Raw genomic sequence first — 18,680 nt, 5'->3', positions numbered from 1 at the left:
CGCTGTCACCCACTGACACCGCGCTCACCGGTGCGGCCGTCTCCCGTTCCGCAGCCGTCGGCTCAAGCGGTGGCAGCGTCGGCACCACACCCCCCAGGCCAAGATCCACTGTGTCGGTGAGCAGGCTCTGACCGCCCTCATGGGATGGCGCCGCCTGCGGAAACTCCGCTGCGGTACCCACCGCATCACCGACGCCCCTGCCGCCCACGTGCGACTCGGCGGTTCGGTCGGCAACGCGCGCCGACCGAGCCGCTCAGCAGGGGCTGTCGGCGCCTTCATGTCCACCGCCCAGGAGCCGGGGGAGGAGGCGTTGCGCCGGGTCTCCGTGAGGTGGATGTCGATGTAGCGGGTGAGGGTCAGCGCGCCCTGGGGGGCGTCGGCCTGGAAGGTGACGCGGCGCAGCAGGCCGACCCCGTCGAGTGCGACGCCTTCGCGGGCGAGGCCTGAGCACCAGAACCACTCGCCCTCGGTGTGCGGCTCCAACGCGCCGATGAGTTCCCTGCCGCCGCTCAGCGCGTCGTGGACTCGTGGACCGGTGACTGCAAGCGCCGATCCTGAACGGAGGCAGCGGTAGGTCGTCTGTCAGTTCGAGTTCTGATCTCCGAGGTGTGGGCACGGCTGGTCGAGGGGTTTGGAGGGGTGGGATCATGGGCGAGTCGTGTTCGTTCGCCCGTGAGGTGATTTCTTGAGGAAGGTGGCACTGCGTCCTCACGCACTGTTGCCTCGGCAGTACGACCACCAGAAGGTTCTGGCGACCACTGTGGATGCCTGGGGCCGAGCCCTCTGGTTGATCTGCCCCGATGCGGAACTCCGTCCACGTTCGTACGGCAGGCCCTACCCTCAGCCCCGCACCCGTCCGTACGACGCGCTTTTGGTCATCGACAGCGGCGGCGCGGTCCGGGAACAGTGGCTGCACGACATGAACTTGAGGGTGACCCACCTGGACGCGCTGCCCAATGACCGGTTCGTTCTGCAGGGCCACGGTGCCGCAGGGGATCAGAACGCGCAGATCTACGGGAGGGACGGGCGGCGACGCCGCAGCTTCGTGATGGGGCATGCGGTCGAGTACCTGATGGCGGACCGACGGCACCATGTATGGAGTGCCTACTTCGACGAAGGCGTCTACAGCGACCCGATCAGCGCCGACGGCCTGGTGCGCTGGGACAGCGGCGGTAACCGCCAGTGGGGGTACAGGCCTCCGGAGGGCATCGAGTACATCGATACGGTCTATGCCTTCAACGTTGACGACGGTGTCGCGTGGGCCAACTACTACCCGACCTTCCCGCTGCTTGAGGCCCGAACCAATGGTGAGATCCGGCTACGGAAGTCCCCTGTGGTCGCTCCCGCGGGCATGGCCGTGCACGGAGAGCAGGTCATCATGCTGGGTGGCTGCCGGCAACCAGATCGCCTTCATCGTTGCCGTATGACAGAGCACGAGGTCCTTCTGGTCGAGGAAGCCTGTCTCACCCTCCCCAACGGCGCACCCCTCAGGGGGTACGCACGCCCTGTCGGACGAGGCCGGCACTTGTACCTGCGTGGCGCATCGCCCAGACAGTGGTACGTGATGGGTGTCTGAGCCGCCTCGAGTGCTCCTGGACCTCGGGACACCGGCACGTTGTGACGCAGCACCTTGGTGTTCCCAAGCCGCAGGCCAATGCCCGATGATCAGCCTCACCACCGCAGGGGACATGACCCCGGTGCTGAGCCTTCGAGCGGTGAACGCCCCGTCAATGCGGGTGAGTTGCCGATTTCACGGGCGTGCGCCCGACTGATTATGATCTTGGTCATGACTGTGCAGAACCCTGACAAAACCCCTTCCCGCAAGCAGAGACTTCAGGAGAGGCAGCGCCGTCAGTTGGCGGTGGTCGACACCGTGGACAAGGCCGAGGCCAAGGTCCGCAAGGCCGAGGCCGAACTGGCCGTGGCCGTCACCGAGGCGGTGCAGGTCTTCGGCGACGAGCAGTCCGCGTCCGAGGGACTCGACATGCCGGTCGAAGCCATCCGGCGCTTCCTCGGCATGGGACGGGACGGAGTGGCCAAGGGCGACGACGTCGCCGAGGCCGATGGCCCATCCTGAACTCGGCGTTGGTGGCGGCGAGGCAGGCCGGGCGCGGCAGCACGAGAGGTCATGACGCCGTCCGCATGGACTCGTGGAAGGACGATCAAGGGCTGGCGTGCGCGGCCCGCCGCTGGGCAACCAAGGCCGTGACCTGCGCGGATGATGTATCGGCACTCGCAGGGTCCGGAGGGGTCCGGAGGGGTCCGGAGGGGGCAAGAGTCCCGTGCACCCTGGCCGGGCAGGCCGGAGCGATCAGAGCCGGGGAGCGGTACGTCCTCGTCCTGCACGCTCGGGGAGGCCGTTTCCGGTTCTCAGGGCGCGCATGGCAAGGGCGCCGGCCAAGGGGCCGGGGGCCAGGAGGAGGAACGCGTAGCGCCAGCCGACGGCGTCGGCGAGAAGGGGGGTGAGCTGGATGCTGACGACTGTGAGGGCGAATCCGATCGCGGTCTGGGCCGTGAGGGCTGTTCCGATGTAGCGGGAGTCAGCGACTTCGCTGAGGGAGGTCGAGAACACTCCGGAGTCGGCGATCACAGCAGCGCCCCACAGGGCGCAGAACGCGACCACGAGCACCGGCGGGGAGTGGACGAGCAGTGGTGAGAGCAGACAGCACAGACCACTGGTGAGCAGGGCTGCCATGGCGGCGGGAGGGCGGCCGAAGCGGTCGGCGCCCCAGCCGCCGAGCAGGCAGCCGATCACGCCGCCGATCCCCATGGTGAGGAACACGGTGACCTCGATCGATCCGGGAAGGTGAGGGGCGCTGTCCGTCGCGGCGAGGAACGCGGGGATCCATGTCCACAGAGCGTAGAGCTCCCACATGTGTCCGAAGTAACCGAGGTTGGCCGAGCGGGGGCCGCGCTGGGTGAACATGGTGAGGGCGTAGCGGGGGTTGCGGGTGGGCGCGGCCGGGGCGGCATGGGGACCGACGCGGAGGAAGGCCAGCGCGATGAAAGCGGCCAGGAGCCCGGCTGCTGCCGCGACCAGGAGAACGCCCCGCCAGGGCAGTGACCCGACGCCGGCGATGAGATGCGGAAGGGTCGATCCGAGTGTCAGGGCGGCGATGAGCACCCCCATGGACTTGCCGCGTGCGGCACCGTGCGCCCAGGAAGCCATGAGTTTCATGCCGACCGGATAAACACCCGCCAGACACACGCCGGTCATGAAGCGGAGGGGAACGGCTGCGGCAAGCCGATCGACCGACACGGCCAGCAGCACCGTGCACACGGCAGCCGCGGCGGCGCCGCCGGCGAGGAGGCGCTGGGGCGGGACGCGGTCGGCGAGAGTGAGGGCGGCGGACGTGAGTGCGCCGGCGACAAAACCGAGTTGGACCGACGCGGTCAGCCATACCGCGTCGGCCGACTTGAGTCCCCACTCGTCGCGAAGCGTGGGAACCACCGCTGACATGGAGAACCAGACGGCGAGGCCGAGTACCTGTACGGCGGCGATCGCGCCGCGTTGTATACCAGCGTTCATGGTCTTCCCCGGGCCGGGGCCAGGCGTCCGGGCTGACGCTCTGGCCGGTCTTCCGGGGAAGGATCTCCCAGCTTGGCTCCGGATACGACACGCCGTCACTCATTGACGCCGGCGCCGGGCTCGAAGGTCGGGTCGAGCGCGTACCGCGCCACCCCGCACGGCTGGAAATCGGCATCGGCGAGGACACGGTGGAGGAACTCCGAGGGGGACGCGTCGTACCAGTGCCACGTGCCCTCCGCGGCCCGCGCGAGGACGGGGTGTTCGCCCGGCCGCTCGGCAGCGGTCAGCCAGCAGTACTCGTCGAAGCCGCGAGCAACAACCTTCTGGCACCGGTTTTCGTTCCGCTCCAGTGAACGCCCTTCTGCGTGGGGCGGGCTGCCGGTGGCCTTGTGTGTCGGACGCGGGCGGAGAGTGAGACGGTGAGGCGGGGTGACCGAAAGGATCACCTGTGAGGGTGGTGGTGTCGGTCGGCGGTGAGTTCGACCAGTGCGGCACTGAGGCGTGTGAGGGCGGGGGCGATCCAGGGTAGGGCCTGTGGTTCTTCCGCGGTCAGCGCCATGTGGCGTTGCCGCGGGGTGGCGCCGTACAGGAGGCTGGTGGCGAGCCTGAGGGTCAGGGCGGTGTCGGGTTCGCCGAACGCGCTGCCGGGCAGAGTGGCGATGTCGTGCCGGTCGAGCAGGGCGGTGGCGAGGTCGGTGCCGGTGGTGATCCCCTGGGCGCGCAGAACCTCACGGGCGGGGGCGAAGTCGGGGTAGAGGTAGAAGCCGGCCTGGGGAGGGCGGCACTGTGCTCCTGCCGAGAGCAGCCGGGTGTGCACCTCGGTGGCGAGGCGGGCGTGCAGACGGCGGGCGGCGGCGATGTGTGCGGTGACCTCCGGTGGGTCGCTCAGGGCGCGGGCGGCCACGGCTTGCATGGGCGCGGCCAGGCTGGACCAGATTTCGCTGGCGACCCCGGTCAGTTCCTGTTGCAGGTGCCGCCCCCAGCGGCCCGCTGGGGTGCGGGCGAAGCCGATGCGCCAACCGCCCAGGGCCAGGGACTTGCTCAGCCCGGTGGTGACGACGGTGCGTTCGCCCAGGTGCTGTACCGGGCTGCAGACGGTGCCACGGTGGCCCAGTTCGGCGTAGATCTCGTCGCTGATGACCGCGAGGCCGTGTCGCTCGGCGACCGCACAGACCGCCTCGACCTGCTCGGCGGGGGCTACGGTGCCGGTCGGGTTGTCCGGGACGGTGAGGACCAGTACGCCCGGCCGGGCCCCGTCCGCACCGGCTTGCCGCAGGGCCTGTTCCAGTGGCTCGGGGTCGGGAATGCCGCCGGCCTCGGCCGGGATGGGTACGGAGACGACGCGGCGGCCGAGTAGGGCGGCCTGGGCCGCGTAGGAGACCCACGAGGGGCAGGGCAGCACCACGTCACCGCCGATCGCGGCCAGCAGGGCGAAGAGCAGAGGCTTGCTGCCCGGGGCGAAGAGGATCTGGCCCGGTTCGGTGGGCAGGCCGCGTCGGGTGAACCAGCCCGCGGCGGCGGCCCGGGCCTGTGATGAGCCGGCAACCGGGCCGTACCCGTTGCGCAGGTGGGCGTCGGCGAGCACCTCGGCCAAACCCGGGGCGACCGGCACCCCGGCCTCCCCGAACCCCAGATGGAGTACGTCGTGCCCGGCTTCACGGCGGGCGTGAACGGCCTCGTCGATGGCGAGCGTGGCGGAGTGGGTCGTCATGAGGAACCGTCCTGTTCGGTACTGAGCTCCGGTGTCGTGGTGCCACAGCGCTCTGCCGGGCCCACGCCCAGCGTGCCCGAGGCGTAGCATCAGCAACAGCGCGAGAAAACGACGGGCGGTTTAAGGAGAACTGATGCTGGACCTGCGGCGGCTGGAGATCCTGCACCGCTTCGCTGCCCGGGGCACCATCACTGCCACGGCCGCCGACCTGGGGTATTCGCCGTCGGCGATCTCCCAGCAACTGGCCACCCTGGAACGAGAGGCCGGCGTCGCGTTGATCGAGCGCACCGCTCAGCGCGCGAGTCTGACCGACGCGGGACGAGAACTGGCCGAGCACGCCGCACGCATCCTCGCCGCCGCGGAAACCGCTCACAGCCGCATGCGCGCCCGCACCGGTACCGTCAGCGGCCGGGTGACCGTCAGCTGTATCCACGCCTTGGCCCCCGCTCTCGCCCCCCACCTGGCCGCGCTGCAACGCACGCACCCCGAGTTGAACGTCGTCGCGCACGAGACCGGCTCGACCAACGCCGCCGCAGCCGTCCTGGACCGCCGCTACGACCTCGCCGTCATCGACGATTGGTCCGCGCACCCACCAGTCGAGGGCACCGGTCTGTCGGTCCACCGTCTGCGCCGCGAGGACATCGTTCTGGCGATCCCCGCGGACCACCCACTCGCCGAGCAGCCCGGCCCGGCCACCGCCGCACGGCTGCGACGGATCGTCCGCGACCAGACCTGGCTGTGCGCCCCCGTCGGGCAACTCTCCCGAGCCGCGGGCGACCAGTACCTGACCGCCCTCAACGCCACACCCCCGCGGCGCTGGGAGTTCGAAGGACTCCACATCCTGGCCGCACTCGTCGCCACCGGTGCCGGCGTAGCCTTCCTGCCCGCCGGTCTCGCCCACGAGCAAGCAGGCGTCGCCGGACTGCGGCTGACTCCCCGCATGCAGCGCACCGTCCTGGCACTTACCCGAACCACCACCCAGGAAGACCCCGCGATCACCGCCTGCCTCCGCGCCGTCCAACAGGCCCTCAGCAGCCGACCCTGAGCAGGGACGAACTCGCGCAGCGCAGTGTGGGGGCCTGGACGCCGCCCGCGCCCGCGGCGGCGCCGGCCGGCAGCAACTCCTCGAATCGCCCGCCCCTGTTGTCGCGGATGCGGCCCCCTGCAGTGAGCCCTTGCCGGTAACGTCTCGTGACAGGTCGTGACCTTCGTCCGGGTGGTGCGGCCGTGCTCGAACTGGAGCAGGACGAGGGCGGCACGGGCCAATACCCCGAGCCCCGTCCGCGCTATCCGGGAGAGACATGACGAGCAGGTTCACCGAGTTGGCCGTTGACTGCCACGATCCTGAAAGACTCGCGGCCTCCTGGTGCGAGGTCCTGGACTTCAAGGTGATCGACCGGAGCGAGGGCAAGGTCGAGATCGGCTCCTGGGTGCCGACCGTTGAAGATGTCCGGGCCCGCCAGATGCCGCCCACCCCGCTGTTCGTCCGGGTGCCCGAGGGCAGGACCGTGAAGAACCGGCTTCACCTCGACGTCCGCCCGGTCGACGGCAGTACCGAGGGCGAGGTGACCGGATTGCCCGGCCTCGGCGCCACCAAGACGGATGCGGGTCGAGGCTCAGATCGGAACTGGGTGGTCATGGCGGACCCCGAGGGCAACGAGTTCCGCGTCCTTCGCACCCGGGCACCGTAGGACCGGGCCGTGAGCGGGCGACTGTGCCCCGACACGTTGCCGAGAAGGCCTCGGTGACCCTCCGCGGTCACGCGTGCGGCTGCCGCCTGCGCCGCCTCTTGCTCCCACTGATTCGGCCCGCCGGCTTCGGGTGCCCCGGCGGCACCTGTCGAAGCGACCGGACGAGCAGTTCACGTCCTGACCACCAGAACCAGAACGGCCGGTGGACGTGACCGTCGGGGTGGGACGGGGCCGACCGGATTCGAACCGGCGTCCTCCCACACGCGGTGAAGGCGCGACAACCTCTGCGCTACGAGCCCCGTCCCGTCAGGGATCATACGGGCCACCTGTGCTCCGCCGCTCTTGAACGGTCGGGACAACGACGGATCACCCGACGTGACAGCGCCGCAGAAGTTGAGCCGGAACCCAAACCCGTGAACAAAGCCCACACGGTGCGCACCGTTTCGGTCGTGGAAGCCACGGGAACCCGGAGCGGCATGATCCGAAGCATCGCGCGTGGCTGCGCCGCAGGAGCGGCCGGCACCACCGCTCTGAACGCCGTGACCTACGCCGACATGGCACTGCGCGGCAGATCGGCCAGCAGTACGCCGGAGACCGCGGTGGACAAGATCACCACACGCATGGGGCACCCGGTCCCGGACACGAGCGGCCGGGACAACCGGCTCACCGGCCTCGGAGCGCTGTCGGGCATCGCCGTCGGCACCGCCACGGGCGCCGCCGTGTCACTGATCCACCGGGCGGGGGCCCGGGGCCCCCTGTGGTTGGGCGGCCTGCTCACCGGCGCCCTGGCGATGGCCCTCACCGATGTACCGATGGCCCGCCTCGGCGTCAGCGACCCCCGCACGTGGTCGGTCCGCGACTGGACCGCCGACGTCGTCCCGCACATCGCCTACGGCCTGGTCACCTACGGCGTGATCACGGCATCAGACCAGCGGCGATGACGCCCGCGACCGGCGCCCGGCTTGATCTCTGACCTCTGGGGCCGAACGACGCGTCGTACGTGATCAGTCGGTGTGGTAGTCGGCGTACGCGGAAGCGGCCTTCGCCCGAACATGTGCTCCGACCGAGGAACACGCACGTTCGGCGTGACGACCGAGACGCCGGGGACGCCTTTGCTCGCTGTCCTGGCCGCGAGGTGCTCGGGCACGGGTTCGGGGCGCCGAGCTTGAAGTCCCAAGGGCTGGAGGCGAGGGGGCGACGCCGCCCTGCTCGAGGTCGGTGTCGGCGTCGGTGAGTTTCCGGTCTCGGTCCGTCGGGCGGTCGGCGAGTCGACGGGGCCGTTTCCTCAGGGCTGACGCTTGCTCGGTGCCTCTTCGCAGGTGATCTCGTCACGCGGGGTGTAGCGCGTGTGGAACGGTTCCCGCTTCACTTGCCGGCCGTCGTCGTGGAAGACCCGCTCCACGGTGACGTCGAAGCCCTCGAGCGGGGTCTGCGGCACGCACTTCTCGGCGGTGCTCACCTTCCTCGCCGGCTGCTGCACGTTGGTGCGCGGCCCTTTGACCGACGTGATCCGGTCGTACTTCTTCGTGCCGAGGAAGGTGACGGTCACCGAGGTGTCGGTGGACTCGGCCTGAAGGTAGACGGCCTTGCCGGAGTCGTTGGTGAACCTCAGGTCCAGGCTGCCCCAGGCGACCGTCGCCTCGCGGCCCTCGGGGTAGCGCTCGATGTAGAAGGAGTGGGCACCGTACTCGACGGGCTTGACGCCCGCGAAGAACATCGCGTTGAAGACGGTCGTGGCCACCGCGGAGACACCGCCGCCGGGCGCCTTGGTGTAGCGGTCGTCGAAGATCATGATGCCGTCGACGAAGCCGTTGGCCTCGGTGCGCTCGCCGACGGTCCGGTTGAAGCTCCAGGTCTCGTTCGGCATGACGACGGAGCCGTTGATGAGTTCCACGGCCCGGCCGATGTTCGTCGTGCGGTAGGCGGCCGGTTCGAAGTTGACGGTGAAGGAGGACATCTTCTCCGTCAGCCCCAGACGTGCCGCGTTCTCGCGGGTGACCTCCGGCTGGATCTGCTGCGTGGTCACCTCTGCGGTGCGGGCGGCGCCCGACTTGGTGAGCAGGGGCAGGACGGCCTTGCCCAGGGCCTTGTCGGTGACCTTCACGCCGGGTCTGGCGTCGGCGACCACCACGACCTTGTCGCCCTCGAGCCCCAGCCGGGCGTTTCGAGGTGTGGTGGGGAGGCTGTTCAGCGCGCCGGTCACCGCAGGGGCGGCGCGCAGGCCCTTGCTGTCGAGTTCCGGCGCGAGCCTGCCGGTGTCGTCCGGCCGCAGGGTCAGGTACTCGCCCAGCACGGTCGGGGGGAGCGTGAACCGCTTGCCGTCCGCGGTGAGCGTGACCGGTGCCGACATCGCCGGCTGCGCGAACTCGCGCACCGCCCGTCGCACCTCTTCCGCCGTGACCTTCGGCCTGGTCTCGCGTGCGGGCAGCACCGTGACCGAGTCCGTCGCGCCGCGCAGGAAGGGGGTGCGCAGGGCGCCGACCGCGGCGTCCACGTCCAGCGCGTACCCGGTGCGCGGGGCGATCTGCTCGACACGGCCGTCCTCGAAGGAGACGGCGCCGTCGCGGACCTCCTGGCCGAGCGTCTTCGCCAGCTCCTCGAAGGTGGCACGGGCCTTGTCCTCGTCGATGCGCACGACCGGCTCGATGTCACCGCCCGAGCGGAACAGCCCGCCGATCACGCTGACCGGATCGGCACCGGTGGACGCCGCCCGGTCAAGGGTTTCCGGGATGTCGAAGGTGAGCCCCGCCTGCCCCGGATCGACCGCGCCCTTGCGGTCGCCTACCTGCACTGCCAGCTTCCGGGGGCCGGCCGCCACCAGGTGCCGCTCCATCTTCCGGGCGGCTTCCTCGCGGGTCAGACCCCCGATGTCCACGCCGCGCACCGTCGTACCCGCCTCGATCTCACCGCCGGTGAGCAACAGTCCGGCGAGATACAGACCGCCGATGCCGACGGTCAGCGCACCGCCCGCCAGGGCGACGGGCGGGAGGGAGGCTATTCGGGGGCGCATGGGTCTCCTGAACGATCGATGTGACGTGCGCCCGATGTCGCGGCACTGTGTGCGAGAGCAGTCGGTCAAGCTACGCACAACCGGGCACCAAAGGGTATATCCCAGGTCGCGCCGGGCGTTCCGGATCAGCGGCCCGAGTGACGAGCGCAACGGCGCCCGGCACGTTCAGCGACCGGCGCCTTCCCGTGAGCGAGCGGACACCCCTGGTTGTCAGCCCTGCTGGAGCGCTCGTTCACGACCGCTCCCGTGCTCGGCGCCGAAGGGAAACCCGCTCCTCTCCATCCGGGGCGCGGGCACGGACCGGCTCGGCCGGGCGGGGACCGTGCCACTGCCCACCGCGCTCGGTCAGGTGCGGCTGCACGGTCCCGCCGACGCCCCCGTGGGTCACCTCCCCGACCTCGACGCCGGTGTCCACCGCCCCTCGGCCGCGGCCGACAGCCTGGCCGCCTTCCTCACGGCTCTGCACCGGCCTGCCCCCACCGGGGCGCCCGTCGGCCGTGATCGCGGAGGACCGCTGGCCGACCGTGCCGAGCAGTTCGCCAAGATGCTCGCCTCGGCCACCGAGCCGGGGCTGGTCCCCGATCCGGGCGCCGTCCGCGCGGTCTGGGAGGACGCCTCCGCCGCGCCCGACTGGGCGGGCTCGGCACTGTGGCTCCACGGCGACCTGCATCCGGCCAACGTCCTCACCGCGGACGGCGCCTTCTGCGGCGTGATCGACTTCGGAGACCTCTGCGCGGGCGACCCGGCCTGCGACCTCGCCGCCGCCTGGATCCTGCTGCCGGACGGTGCCGCCGACCGCTTCCATGACGCCTACCAGCCGGCCCCGGACGCCGCGACCCTGCGCCGCGCCCGCGGCTGGGCGGTGCTGCGCGCCCTCGCCGGGATCCTCATCGCAGACGCCGGCGTCCACGGACGCCCCGGCGGCAAGCCCACCTGGGGCCCACCCGCCCGTACCGCCCTGCGACGCCTCACCGCGGCAGCCCGTCGCTGATCGATCTCCCGCCGTCGCAAACCGGTCGACCGGCCCGGCTTCCTCGTCCGGTTCAGCCAGGCGGCGCGGTCTGCTCCGCCCCGCTGCCGGTTCGGGGACGCCTGCGGGCCGGACGCCTCCTCCTCAGGGTCCTCAGGGTGGCGAAAGTCCGGTTCAGGTGCGCTTCCGAGTGCTGCGGAAGGTGAGAGGGCCGGTACACGACGATCGGTGTGCTGATCAAGGTTGTGGCCCGCCCTCGACCCGTTCGCGAAGCGGGTCGGTCGTGACGGTCGGGGAATTCACCGGTCCGGTCGAAGCGGGCCGGATCACCTGAGGGGCGAGTCGGCGGCCGTGTCGGCGAAGACCGTGGACGACCGGCTGATCGGCGAGTCGGCGAGTCGGTGAACCGGGCCCGGGCCGAGGGTCCGCCGCACCGTGTCGGGTGGCCCCGCACGGGGACAAGGCAGCCCTTCCGTTCCGAGTTCAGCCCAGTCCGCAACGGTCGAGTGAGGCACGAACCCGGTTGAGTCCCTCCGCCCTCCAGTGTTCCCGGTCGGGCATCTGGTCTTCCCGGCGCCAGCGCCAGGCCGAGAACATGGCCCAGTCCACGGCGCGGCACCGGTGGATCAGGTCCTGGTCAGCTCCCGCGTAGTGCTTCTCCACCTCGTCGGGCGCGTGGGCGAGGTCGAACTCGACCGGCCCACGGCAGCACGTGGCGAGGTCCACGAAAAGCGGCCCCCTCTTCGTGTGGAGGAGGTTGCCCGGATGCGGCTCACCGTGCAACAGCTGGTCGCCGGCCTTGTTCACGCTGATCGCGGCACTCAGTCCACTCAGTGTGCTGATGAGGAGTTCCCGGTCGGCATCGGGCAGTTCGGGGGTCTGCTCCCGGTCGTTCACCTCCCTCAGTGCCCCGGCGACTCGATCGGTGAAGTGCGGTGCGTCCAGATCGACCTGGCGCAGGGCGGCGTGGTGCCGCATGAGCACGTCCGCGTAGTCGGCCGGCGCGATCTCCGTCTCCACGGGTTCGTAGTAGGTCCACAACGAGACGGCGAAGGCATCGCGCACATGGACGCGGGGGTCGACCCGAGGATCCAGCCCGGCCACCGGAGCGTCGACCTCCGCGAGACGGCGGGCGACCTCCACCTCGAACTCGGAATCAGCCAGATGTCCCAGAGGCGCGACCCGAGCCAGGACGTCGCAAGGGACCAGGCGCAGCGCGACGCGGTCCGAGTTGTGGATGACGACCACGTCGTCGACCCGAAGGCCCAGCTCCGAAGCGGTCGCCCGTCCTGCCTCGACCGCGCGACGGAGTTCCGAAGGCTCCATGTCGTTCTCCCTCATCGTCGGGTACACATACACGTCCGGGGACGACAACGACGCCCCCGATGTCTTCGCGGACATCATCCGGCACCCGGGTGCGGGGAGAGCCGGTCCCAGTCGGCTCCGCCGTAAAGCCGGACGCCCCGCCCCGGGGCAGCCGCCTCGGCCAGCACCGCCAGTTCGGCACGGTCGCCCTCGTCGACCAGGGCGACCGCGCCCGCGCCGTTCGCCACCGCGTCCTGGACGGCCGGCAGCGGGTCGTCCGACCCCGGCACGCGGACGACGAGAAGGCCGGCCTCGTCCGCCGTCGCCGGCCCGCCGTCGAACCCGCGGTAGACATCGACGTAGTCGACGGCCCGGGACGGGTCCATGCCCGGCACGAGACGCTCCAGCGCCGAGGCCTCCTCGTGCGTGTCGACGAAGCGGCGGAGGTTGGCCTTCCAACCGGCGAACCGCTCGGCTGTCATCGTGCGGTCGTGGTGCAGGTGCGCGCCCGAGGCGGCGCGGGAGTACGCCCATCGCGCGCCGTGCCCGGCGAGCCGGTAGGCGAGCTCCTGGTCCTCGAGGCCCCAGCCGACGAACGACTCGTCGAATCCGGTCGGCGCGGCCCGTTCCAGGAACCACCGGTCGACCGACACGTTGCATCCGTACGCGAGCGACCAGGGATGGGCGAGACACGCCATGTTGTAGGAGTAGACATCGAGCAGGGCCTCGCGGCTGTCCCGGCGGAGCACTCGGCCGTCGGCCGGGTCGGTGACGCCGGGCGGCAGGTGGCGGCGGCCGCCGACCACCACGGTGTCGTTGGCAACCTCGTGCAGGCGCAGGTGCTCGGCGAAGAAGTCGGGCTCCACGAGCATGTCGGAGTCGAGGAAGACGACGACGTCGCCCGTCGTCACCTGCAGACCGGCGTTCCGGGCGCCGCTGCGGCCACGCGACGCGCCGAGCGACACCACCCGAGCGCCGCCGGTCGCCGCGACGGCAGCGGTGTCGTCGGTCGAGCCGTCGTCGACGACCACGATCTGCACCTCGCTGTCGCAACCGGCCGCCGCGGCCGCCAGCCTCGGCAGGACCAGACCCAGGGCGTCCCGGCTGCAACGAGCCGGTATCACCACCGACACGGACCGCCGTCGCCGGCCCAGCGCGACGTTCACACGATCACGCAGCCGCGAGACGGTGTCGTGCGACGACCAGGAGCCCCGGTTCCAGGCCACCGTGCCGAGCCGCAGAGGTGTCTCCGGCCGTGGGGCGTCGGGTTCGAGCCCGGCCCGGTGCCGCCGTGCGCGCCGCGCCGGTGACGCCCACAGGTGAAGGCGCAGCACGGCCCGCGGGAACACCTGGCCGGCGCCGAGCCCCTCGACCACGGCGTCATGGCTGCCGACGAACCGGCGTACTTCGGCAGCGACGGCCGCCCGGACACGCGGGTCGTCCGCGAACGAGCCGGCGCCGGCCGCGTCCGGCCCGTGCAGGCCGTCGATCCGCTGCCCCCGGTACGTGGGCCGTGGGCCGCCCGACGTCCGGTCGGCCCCGAACCGGATGTCGTCGACGGACGCCCGGTCGCCGGTTCGGCGGCACACCACGGCGCAAGCGCGGTACAGCTCGTCGATCGAGCACCACCGCCAGCCGAGCCGGGCGGCCAGGGCGGCGGCCACCGCTGTCCTTCCCGTTCCGGCCGCCCCGTCGATCGTCACGACGCTCGTCGGGGGCCCGTTCCCGGCCCGGTCCGCCACCGGCGGTTCAGCCGGCCGCATAGGCCTCGGCCTGGATGCCGTACAGCTGCGCGTAGCGTCCGCCGATCGCGAGCAGTTCGTCGTGGGTACCGGACTCGACGATGCGTCCGGCGTGCAGCACCAGGATCAGGTCCGCGTCGGTGACCGTGGAGAAGCGGTGCGAGACGACGACGGTGACGGTCCCGGTACGCGCACTCAGTTCACGCGCGCGGGCCATGTAGCGCTCGAAGATGGCGTGCTCGCTGGGCGCGTCCAGCGAGGCGGTGGGTTCGTCCAGCACCAACAGCAGCGGCGTCCGCCGCATCGAGGCACGAGCCAGTGCGGTCTTCTGCCACTGCCCCTCGGACAGGTCCACGCCGTCGAAGCGGCGCCCGAGCTGGGTGTCCAGGCCCTCGGGCAGGCGCTGGACCAGCGCGTCGGCGTCGGCCGCGCGGATCGCCTCGCGGACCGCCTCACGGTCGTCGAGCCGCTGCACGTCGCCGAGGCCGACGGTCTGCCCGAAGCGGATCTGGAAGCGGCCGAAGTCCTGGAACGCCGCGCTGGTGCGGGCGTGCCAGTCCGCGGTGACCAGACGGGCGAGGTCGACGCCGTCGACGCGGATCGTGCCGGCGTCCGGCTGGTAGAACTTGCACAGCAGTTTGACCAGTGAGGTCTTGCCGGAGCCGTACTCGCCGACGACAGCGACCACGCTGCCGGCGGGCAGGTGGCAGTTCAGGCCGTCCAGCGTGGCCCGGTCGGTGCCGGGGTACGTGAAGCGCACCCCCTCCAGGGTGATGCCCTCGCGCAGCACGGCCGGCGTGGGCAGGCCGTCGGCGTCCGCGTCCCGCGCGCGGGCGGCGTACGCCCGCAGCCACAGGTACGCGTCGACCACCCCCGCGCTGCTGGCCGTGCGGCTCACCCGGGCCACGGTCATCTGGATCGAGTCGCGCAGGGTCACCGCGACCGTGATGGCCAACACCACGTCGCCGACGCTGCCCTGGCCGCGCGCGGCACGGTCGAGCAGCATGACGAGCCCGCCGGCGAAACCCGCGGTGAACAGGACCCAGCCGACGACCTTGTAGCCCGCCGCCCGCAGGCGCGCGCGGGTCCGTCCCCGTACCGCCTCGTCCCAGGCCCCTGTCTGCAACTCGGTGACCGCGTCGCCCGCGGCGGAGACCCGGATCTCCTTGCCGCCGGCCGCCTCGGTGGCCAGGTTGAACAGGTGGCGCTGGAGTCGGAACGCCTCGGCGGTGTCCGTCTCCGCCTTGGCGACCGCGTGCTGGCCGCGCCGGTCCAGCCACAGGGGCAGGGCGGCGAACACCAGCAGGAGCAGCAGCCACGGGCTCACCGTGCCGAGCAGCAGCAGGGTGAGCCCCAGCCGGATCGCGCCCGCCACCACGTCCACCACCGTCCAGGTGCCGTAGACGAGGCTCCACCCGCCGGCCTGGACCACGGTGATGCGGTCCAGGACCTCGGTGCGTTCCAGGTGGTCCAACGCGTCGAGGCCGACGATCTCGTCGTTGATCCGCCGGGTCATGTCCAGCGCCCCGACCGAGTCGACCATCAGGATCATCAGCGTGAAGTCCAGGGTGAGCAGGTACGCGGACAGGGCGTACGTGACCGCGGCGGCGACACCCGCCGCCGCGGCGGCCGTGACGTCGCCGTGCACGATGGCGTCGACCGTCGCCTGCAGGGCCAGCGCCGTGGCCGCCACGTTCACCGACGATACGAGCTTGATGGCCAGCAGGCCCGCGGTCCGTCCGGGGTACGCCCGCCGGCACAGCCCGAGCAGTTCCAGCCACAGGCGGAGGTACCGCGACCACCCACCCGGGACGGTCGGCGCCGTCGCGGTCATATCAGTTCGCCCTCCTCGATGCGGTCGTCGTAACCCCGGTTGAACCGGTCGGCCTGGATCGTGAACATCTCCGCGTACCGGCCGCCGGCCGCCATCAGCCGCTCATGGGTGCCGGACTCCACCACCCGCCCGCCCTCCAGCAGCACGATCCGGTCCGCCTGACGCACCGTGGACAACCGGTGCGAGATGAGCACGACGCTCGCGTCCCCCTTGTGCGCCGCCAGCCGCTCGAACACCTCGAACTCGGTCCGCACGTCCAGATGGGCGGTCGGCTCGTCCAGCACCAGCAGCCGCGCACCCGTCCGCACCGCGTACAGCGCCCGCGCCAGCACCACCTGCTGCCACTGGCCACCCGACAGGTCCACCCCGCCGGTGCGGGTGCGCGCCAGGGGTGTGTCCCACCCGTCCGGCAACCGGTCCAGCACCTCGGTCAGACCGGCGTCGCGCGCCGCCGCCCGGACCGCCGCCCGGTCCACCGGCACCGCCGCGTTGCCCAGGGCCACGTTGTCGGCCGCCGACAGGTGGTAGCGCACGAAGTCCTGGAACACCACCGCGATGCGCCGCCGCCACGCCACCGGCCCCAGCGTCGCGATGTCCACCCCGTCCGCCGTGATCCTGCCCCGGTCCGGCTCGTACAGCCCCGCCAGCAACTTGATCAGGGTCGACTTGCCCGCGCCGTTCAGCCCGACGATCGCCACCAGCTCACCCGGCCGGATCTCCAGGTCCAACTCGTCCAGCACCCGTCGCGACGCTCCCGGATAGGTGAACCCCACGCCCTCGAAGCGCACCGGGACGGCGCTCGGCGCAGCGTCCGCCTCCGCCTCGAGGACCGCGGCCGGCGTGCCCGGCCCCAGTTGCGCCCGCAGCCCGTCGAACGCGTGCAGGCTCGCGATACCGCCGATCACGTCCCGCGGTTCGCCGCCGAACACGCGGTACACCGCCGCACCGGCCGACAGCACCGCCATGGCGACCGCGAGCGACCGGTGTCCGCGCGCCGCGGCCTGCGACACCGCCAGGAAGGCGACCGTCATCGGAACCAGCAGCAGGGCCAACTGCCGCCAGTGCGCGCGGATCTGGTGCTTCGCCACGGCGAACACCGGGTCGTACAGGGTGTGGATGTGTTCCTCGGAGCGGTCCAGCGCCCACTGGCCCAGGCCGAAGACGCGGATGTCCTTGCCCTCGCTCGGTGACACGATCGCGTCGTACCAGAGGCCGGCGTGCAGCGCCGCACCGCTGTTGCTGCGCCAGGCGCGGTACCACCTCAGCGAGTCCATCCGGTTGAGCTGCTGGTACAGCACGGCCGGCAGCACCAGCACGGGGATCAGCCACCACGCGTACGCGGCGAGCACCACGGCCGAGCTGAGCAGCGTGATGGCGCGCCCGAACTCGGCGAGCTGGGCCACCGCCCCGGCGCCCGGCGTGCGCTCGGTCCAGTTCTCCGGGTCGGCCCGCGCCAGCCGGATCAGTCTCTGCACCTCCGGCCGCTCCAGCGCGTCGATGGTGTGGCTGGTGGCCGCGAGCCGGGCGACCGCGGCCCGGTGCTTTCCGTCGATGCGCGCCTGCGCGGCGTAGACCAGCGGATCGCGCACCGCCTCCAGCACGTGGCCGAGCAGCAGCACGCCCGCGAACACGAGCAGCGGCGCGGCCGCGGCCGCCAGCGAGCCGGCCCGCACCCCCTGCACCCGGTCGAGGAGATAGGCCAGGGCGATCGCCGTGGCCGGAGGCACCATGCTGGTCAGCACGATCTGGCCGCAGAGCAGGGTGAGCAGACCCGGGCCGACTCCCCGCAGCAGGGCCAGAAGCCGCAGACGGTCACGTACGGCGCTCATCATCGCTGGAACTACCCCCGCAGATTCGACGGCGCGGCCCTGGGCCGGGCGGGCGGCCTCACGTACGGTGCGGGCGCCGGCCCGTTCCCCGGATCGCCGGCGCCGTCCGGATACGCGCCCTCGTCGGCGTGGACGAGCTCGGCGAGGTCGCGCACCCGCAGCTCTTCCAGCGTCGGCACGACGAGGTCCGCCCCCGCCCGCTCCAACTCGTGCGCCCGCGCGGCCCCGGTGGCGACCCCGACGCACCGTACGCCGGCCGCCCGGGCGGCGCCGACGTCGCTGGTCGTGTCACCGATCAGCACGACGCCGGTTCCGCCGAGCACCTGTCCCCGCGTGCCGGCGGCCGCACGGACGGCCGCCACCGCGTCACGGGCGATGTCCGACCGGGCGCCGTGGCTGTCGCCGAAGCCGCCCAGGGCCTCCAGGCCGGGCAGCCCCGCGGCGCGCATCTTGCAGGACGCCACCGCACGCGCGTTGCCGGTGGACAGCCCGACGATCACCCCACGACGCCGCAGCTCGGTGAGCAGTTCCGCGGTCCCGGGAAGCAGTTCGTGGCCGCTGTCGAGACCCTCGGTCGCCGCTGCGACCAGGTCGCACATGTTCTCCACGACGGCGGCGCGCAGGCCGGGCGACTCCGAGGCAGGCACCCCTGCCGTGTGCAGGACGAGGTCGATGGTGCCGGCGTCGGTGCAGCCCGCCAGATTGTTGCCGTTGACGAACAGGTCACCGCCGTCATAGCGGAATTCGGCGCGAATGCCGGAAATCTGCTCGATCGCGATCGCCATCGATCCCATGTGCACACGCTGAAGATAGGTGCCCGGCCGCAGCAGCGTACCGTCGATATCGAAGATGACGGCCGCGCCCCGATCGCTGCCAGGCCATGTCGCGTGGTCCATACCGCCCCGTCCGTCCACGGATTTGATGCGCCGCATCACCGTACCCGAGTTTTCCGGAACACCATTACCGCTGTGCTGGTGAATCGCATTGTTCAACTGGTGACAGGGGACAGTTGAACGCCTTGACAAAGGCTGTGGAACTCGCTTGCCCGCCGTTCACGAA

Annotated in this window: 15 protein-coding genes and 1 tRNA gene; 6 read left to right on the top strand and 10 right to left on the bottom strand. The window is 71.4% G+C overall.

Features of this window, described 5'->3' with window-relative positions; genetic code table 11:
- The first annotated feature begins 871 nt into the window (after positions 1 to 871).
- Complete coding sequence (locus CP969_RS03860; RefSeq protein WP_223887048.1) at positions 872 to 1,576, top strand: hypothetical protein; 705 nt, start codon at positions 872 to 874, stop codon at positions 1,574 to 1,576.
- Between the two features lie 210 nt (positions 1,577 to 1,786).
- On the top strand, positions 1,787 to 2,077 hold the full coding sequence (locus CP969_RS03855) for a hypothetical protein (RefSeq protein WP_223887047.1): 291 nt from the start codon (positions 1,787 to 1,789) through the stop codon (positions 2,075 to 2,077).
- A 234-nt stretch (positions 2,078 to 2,311) separates the two neighbouring features.
- Here CP969_RS03855 and CP969_RS03850 read toward each other — a convergent pair whose 3' ends face one another.
- From CP969_RS03850 to CP969_RS03840, 3 genes are all read right to left on the bottom strand, one after another.
- Positions 2,312 to 3,529 (bottom strand): MFS transporter, encoded by a 1,218-nt coding sequence (locus CP969_RS03850; protein ID WP_016827820.1) that lies wholly within the window; start codon positions 3,527 to 3,529, stop codon positions 2,312 to 2,314.
- Between the two features lie 95 nt (positions 3,530 to 3,624).
- Positions 3,625 to 3,975, bottom strand: a complete 351-nt coding sequence (locus tag CP969_RS03845) for a hypothetical protein (protein WP_016827821.1) — start codon at positions 3,973 to 3,975, stop codon at positions 3,625 to 3,627.
- Complete coding sequence (locus CP969_RS03840) at positions 3,972 to 5,240, bottom strand: pyridoxal phosphate-dependent aminotransferase (protein ID WP_016827822.1); 1,269 nt, start codon at positions 5,238 to 5,240, stop codon at positions 3,972 to 3,974. The genes CP969_RS03845 and CP969_RS03840 overlap by 4 nt, the downstream gene beginning before the upstream one ends.
- Positions 5,241 to 5,373: 133 nt before the next feature.
- Between CP969_RS03840 and CP969_RS03835 the strand changes: the two genes are divergently transcribed.
- Together CP969_RS03835 and CP969_RS03830 are read left to right on the top strand one after the other, a co-directional pair.
- Positions 5,374 to 6,285: a LysR family transcriptional regulator gene (locus tag CP969_RS03835; RefSeq protein ID WP_016827823.1), complete on the top strand. Its 912-nt coding sequence runs from the start codon at positions 5,374 to 5,376 to the stop codon at positions 6,283 to 6,285.
- Between the two features lie 256 nt (positions 6,286 to 6,541).
- A complete protein-coding gene (locus CP969_RS03830; RefSeq protein ID WP_016827824.1) occupies positions 6,542 to 6,931 on the top strand; it encodes a VOC family protein in 390 nt (129 codons plus the stop codon).
- A gap of 226 nt (positions 6,932 to 7,157) precedes the next feature.
- Here the strand turns inward: CP969_RS03830 and CP969_RS03825 are convergent.
- Positions 7,158 to 7,231 (bottom strand) — tRNA-OTHER (locus CP969_RS03825).
- A 176-nt stretch (positions 7,232 to 7,407) separates the two neighbouring features.
- On the opposite strand from CP969_RS03825, the gene CP969_RS03820 reads away from it, so the two are divergent.
- Positions 7,408 to 7,872: a hypothetical protein gene (locus CP969_RS03820; RefSeq protein WP_026085452.1), complete on the top strand. Its 465-nt coding sequence runs from the start codon at positions 7,408 to 7,410 to the stop codon at positions 7,870 to 7,872.
- 344 nt (positions 7,873 to 8,216) lie between these two features.
- Here the strand turns inward: CP969_RS03820 and CP969_RS03815 are convergent, their stop codons facing one another.
- Positions 8,217 to 9,941, bottom strand: a complete 1,725-nt coding sequence (locus CP969_RS03815; protein ID WP_016827826.1) for a VanW family protein — start codon at positions 9,939 to 9,941, stop codon at positions 8,217 to 8,219.
- Between the two features lie 49 nt (positions 9,942 to 9,990).
- Here CP969_RS03815 and CP969_RS03810 point away from each other — a divergent pair, with 49 nt between their 5' ends.
- On the top strand, positions 9,991 to 10,932 hold the full coding sequence (locus CP969_RS03810; RefSeq protein WP_026085453.1) for a phosphotransferase: 942 nt from the start codon (positions 9,991 to 9,993) through the stop codon (positions 10,930 to 10,932).
- Positions 10,933 to 11,394: 462 nt separating this feature from the next.
- On the opposite strand, the gene CP969_RS03805 is transcribed toward CP969_RS03810, so the two are convergent.
- The 5 genes from CP969_RS03805 to CP969_RS03785 form a co-directional block, all read right to left on the bottom strand.
- A complete protein-coding gene (locus CP969_RS03805; RefSeq protein ID WP_004992617.1) occupies positions 11,395 to 12,237 on the bottom strand; it encodes a phosphotransferase in 843 nt (280 codons plus the stop codon).
- Between the two features lie 74 nt (positions 12,238 to 12,311).
- A complete protein-coding gene (locus CP969_RS03800) occupies positions 12,312 to 13,979 on the bottom strand; it encodes a glycosyltransferase (protein WP_106431089.1) in 1,668 nt (555 codons plus the stop codon).
- A complete protein-coding gene (locus CP969_RS03795; protein ID WP_016827830.1) occupies positions 13,966 to 15,792 on the bottom strand; it encodes an ABC transporter ATP-binding protein in 1,827 nt (608 codons plus the stop codon). Before CP969_RS03795 ends, CP969_RS03800 begins: the two co-directional genes overlap by 14 nt.
- Complete coding sequence (locus tag CP969_RS03790; protein ID WP_051044561.1) at positions 15,789 to 17,621, bottom strand: ABC transporter ATP-binding protein; 1,833 nt, start codon at positions 17,619 to 17,621, stop codon at positions 15,789 to 15,791. The genes CP969_RS03795 and CP969_RS03790 overlap by 4 nt, the downstream gene beginning before the upstream one ends.
- Before the next feature lie 11 nt (positions 17,622 to 17,632).
- Entirely contained in the window at positions 17,633 to 18,613 is a 981-nt protein-coding gene (locus CP969_RS03785) for an HAD family hydrolase (RefSeq protein WP_144055277.1), read from the bottom strand.
- Positions 18,614 to 18,680: the final 67 nt, after the last annotated feature.

This window comes from Streptomyces viridosporus T7A (genome assembly GCF_008704515.1).
Classification (GTDB): Bacteria; Actinomycetota; Actinomycetes; order Streptomycetales; family Streptomycetaceae; genus Streptomyces; species Streptomyces viridosporus.
Note: the sequence above shows the minus strand (reverse complement) of the source record. Positions and strands in the feature narration are given on the sequence as shown.

Bases quoted from the DNA above. Each gene is read 5' to 3' on its own strand.
- CP969_RS03800 (WP_106431089.1), bottom strand. From the start codon at position 13,979: ATGCGGCCGGCTGAACCGCCGGTGGCGGACCGGGCCGGGAACGGGCCC.
- CP969_RS03790 (WP_051044561.1), bottom strand. From the start codon at position 17,621: ATGAGCGCCGTACGTGACCGTCTGCGGCTTCTGGCCCTGCTGCGGGGA.
- CP969_RS03805 (WP_004992617.1), bottom strand. From the start codon at position 12,237: ATGGAGCCTTCGGAACTCCGTCGCGCGGTCGAGGCAGGACGGGCGACC.
- CP969_RS03815 (WP_016827826.1), bottom strand. From the start codon at position 9,941: ATGCGCCCCCGAATAGCCTCCCTCCCGCCCGTCGCCCTGGCGGGCGGT.
- CP969_RS03855 (WP_223887047.1), top strand. From the start codon at position 1,787: ATGACTGTGCAGAACCCTGACAAAACCCCTTCCCGCAAGCAGAGACTT.
- CP969_RS03840 (WP_016827822.1), bottom strand. From the start codon at position 5,240: ATGACGACCCACTCCGCCACGCTCGCCATCGACGAGGCCGTTCACGCC.
- CP969_RS03835 (WP_016827823.1), top strand. From the start codon at position 5,374: ATGCTGGACCTGCGGCGGCTGGAGATCCTGCACCGCTTCGCTGCCCGG.
- CP969_RS03830 (WP_016827824.1), top strand. From the start codon at position 6,542: ATGACGAGCAGGTTCACCGAGTTGGCCGTTGACTGCCACGATCCTGAA.
- CP969_RS03850 (WP_016827820.1), bottom strand. From the start codon at position 3,529: ATGAACGCTGGTATACAACGCGGCGCGATCGCCGCCGTACAGGTACTC.
- CP969_RS03795 (WP_016827830.1), bottom strand. From the start codon at position 15,792: ATGACCGCGACGGCGCCGACCGTCCCGGGTGGGTGGTCGCGGTACCTC.
- CP969_RS03820 (WP_026085452.1), top strand. From the start codon at position 7,408: ATGATCCGAAGCATCGCGCGTGGCTGCGCCGCAGGAGCGGCCGGCACC.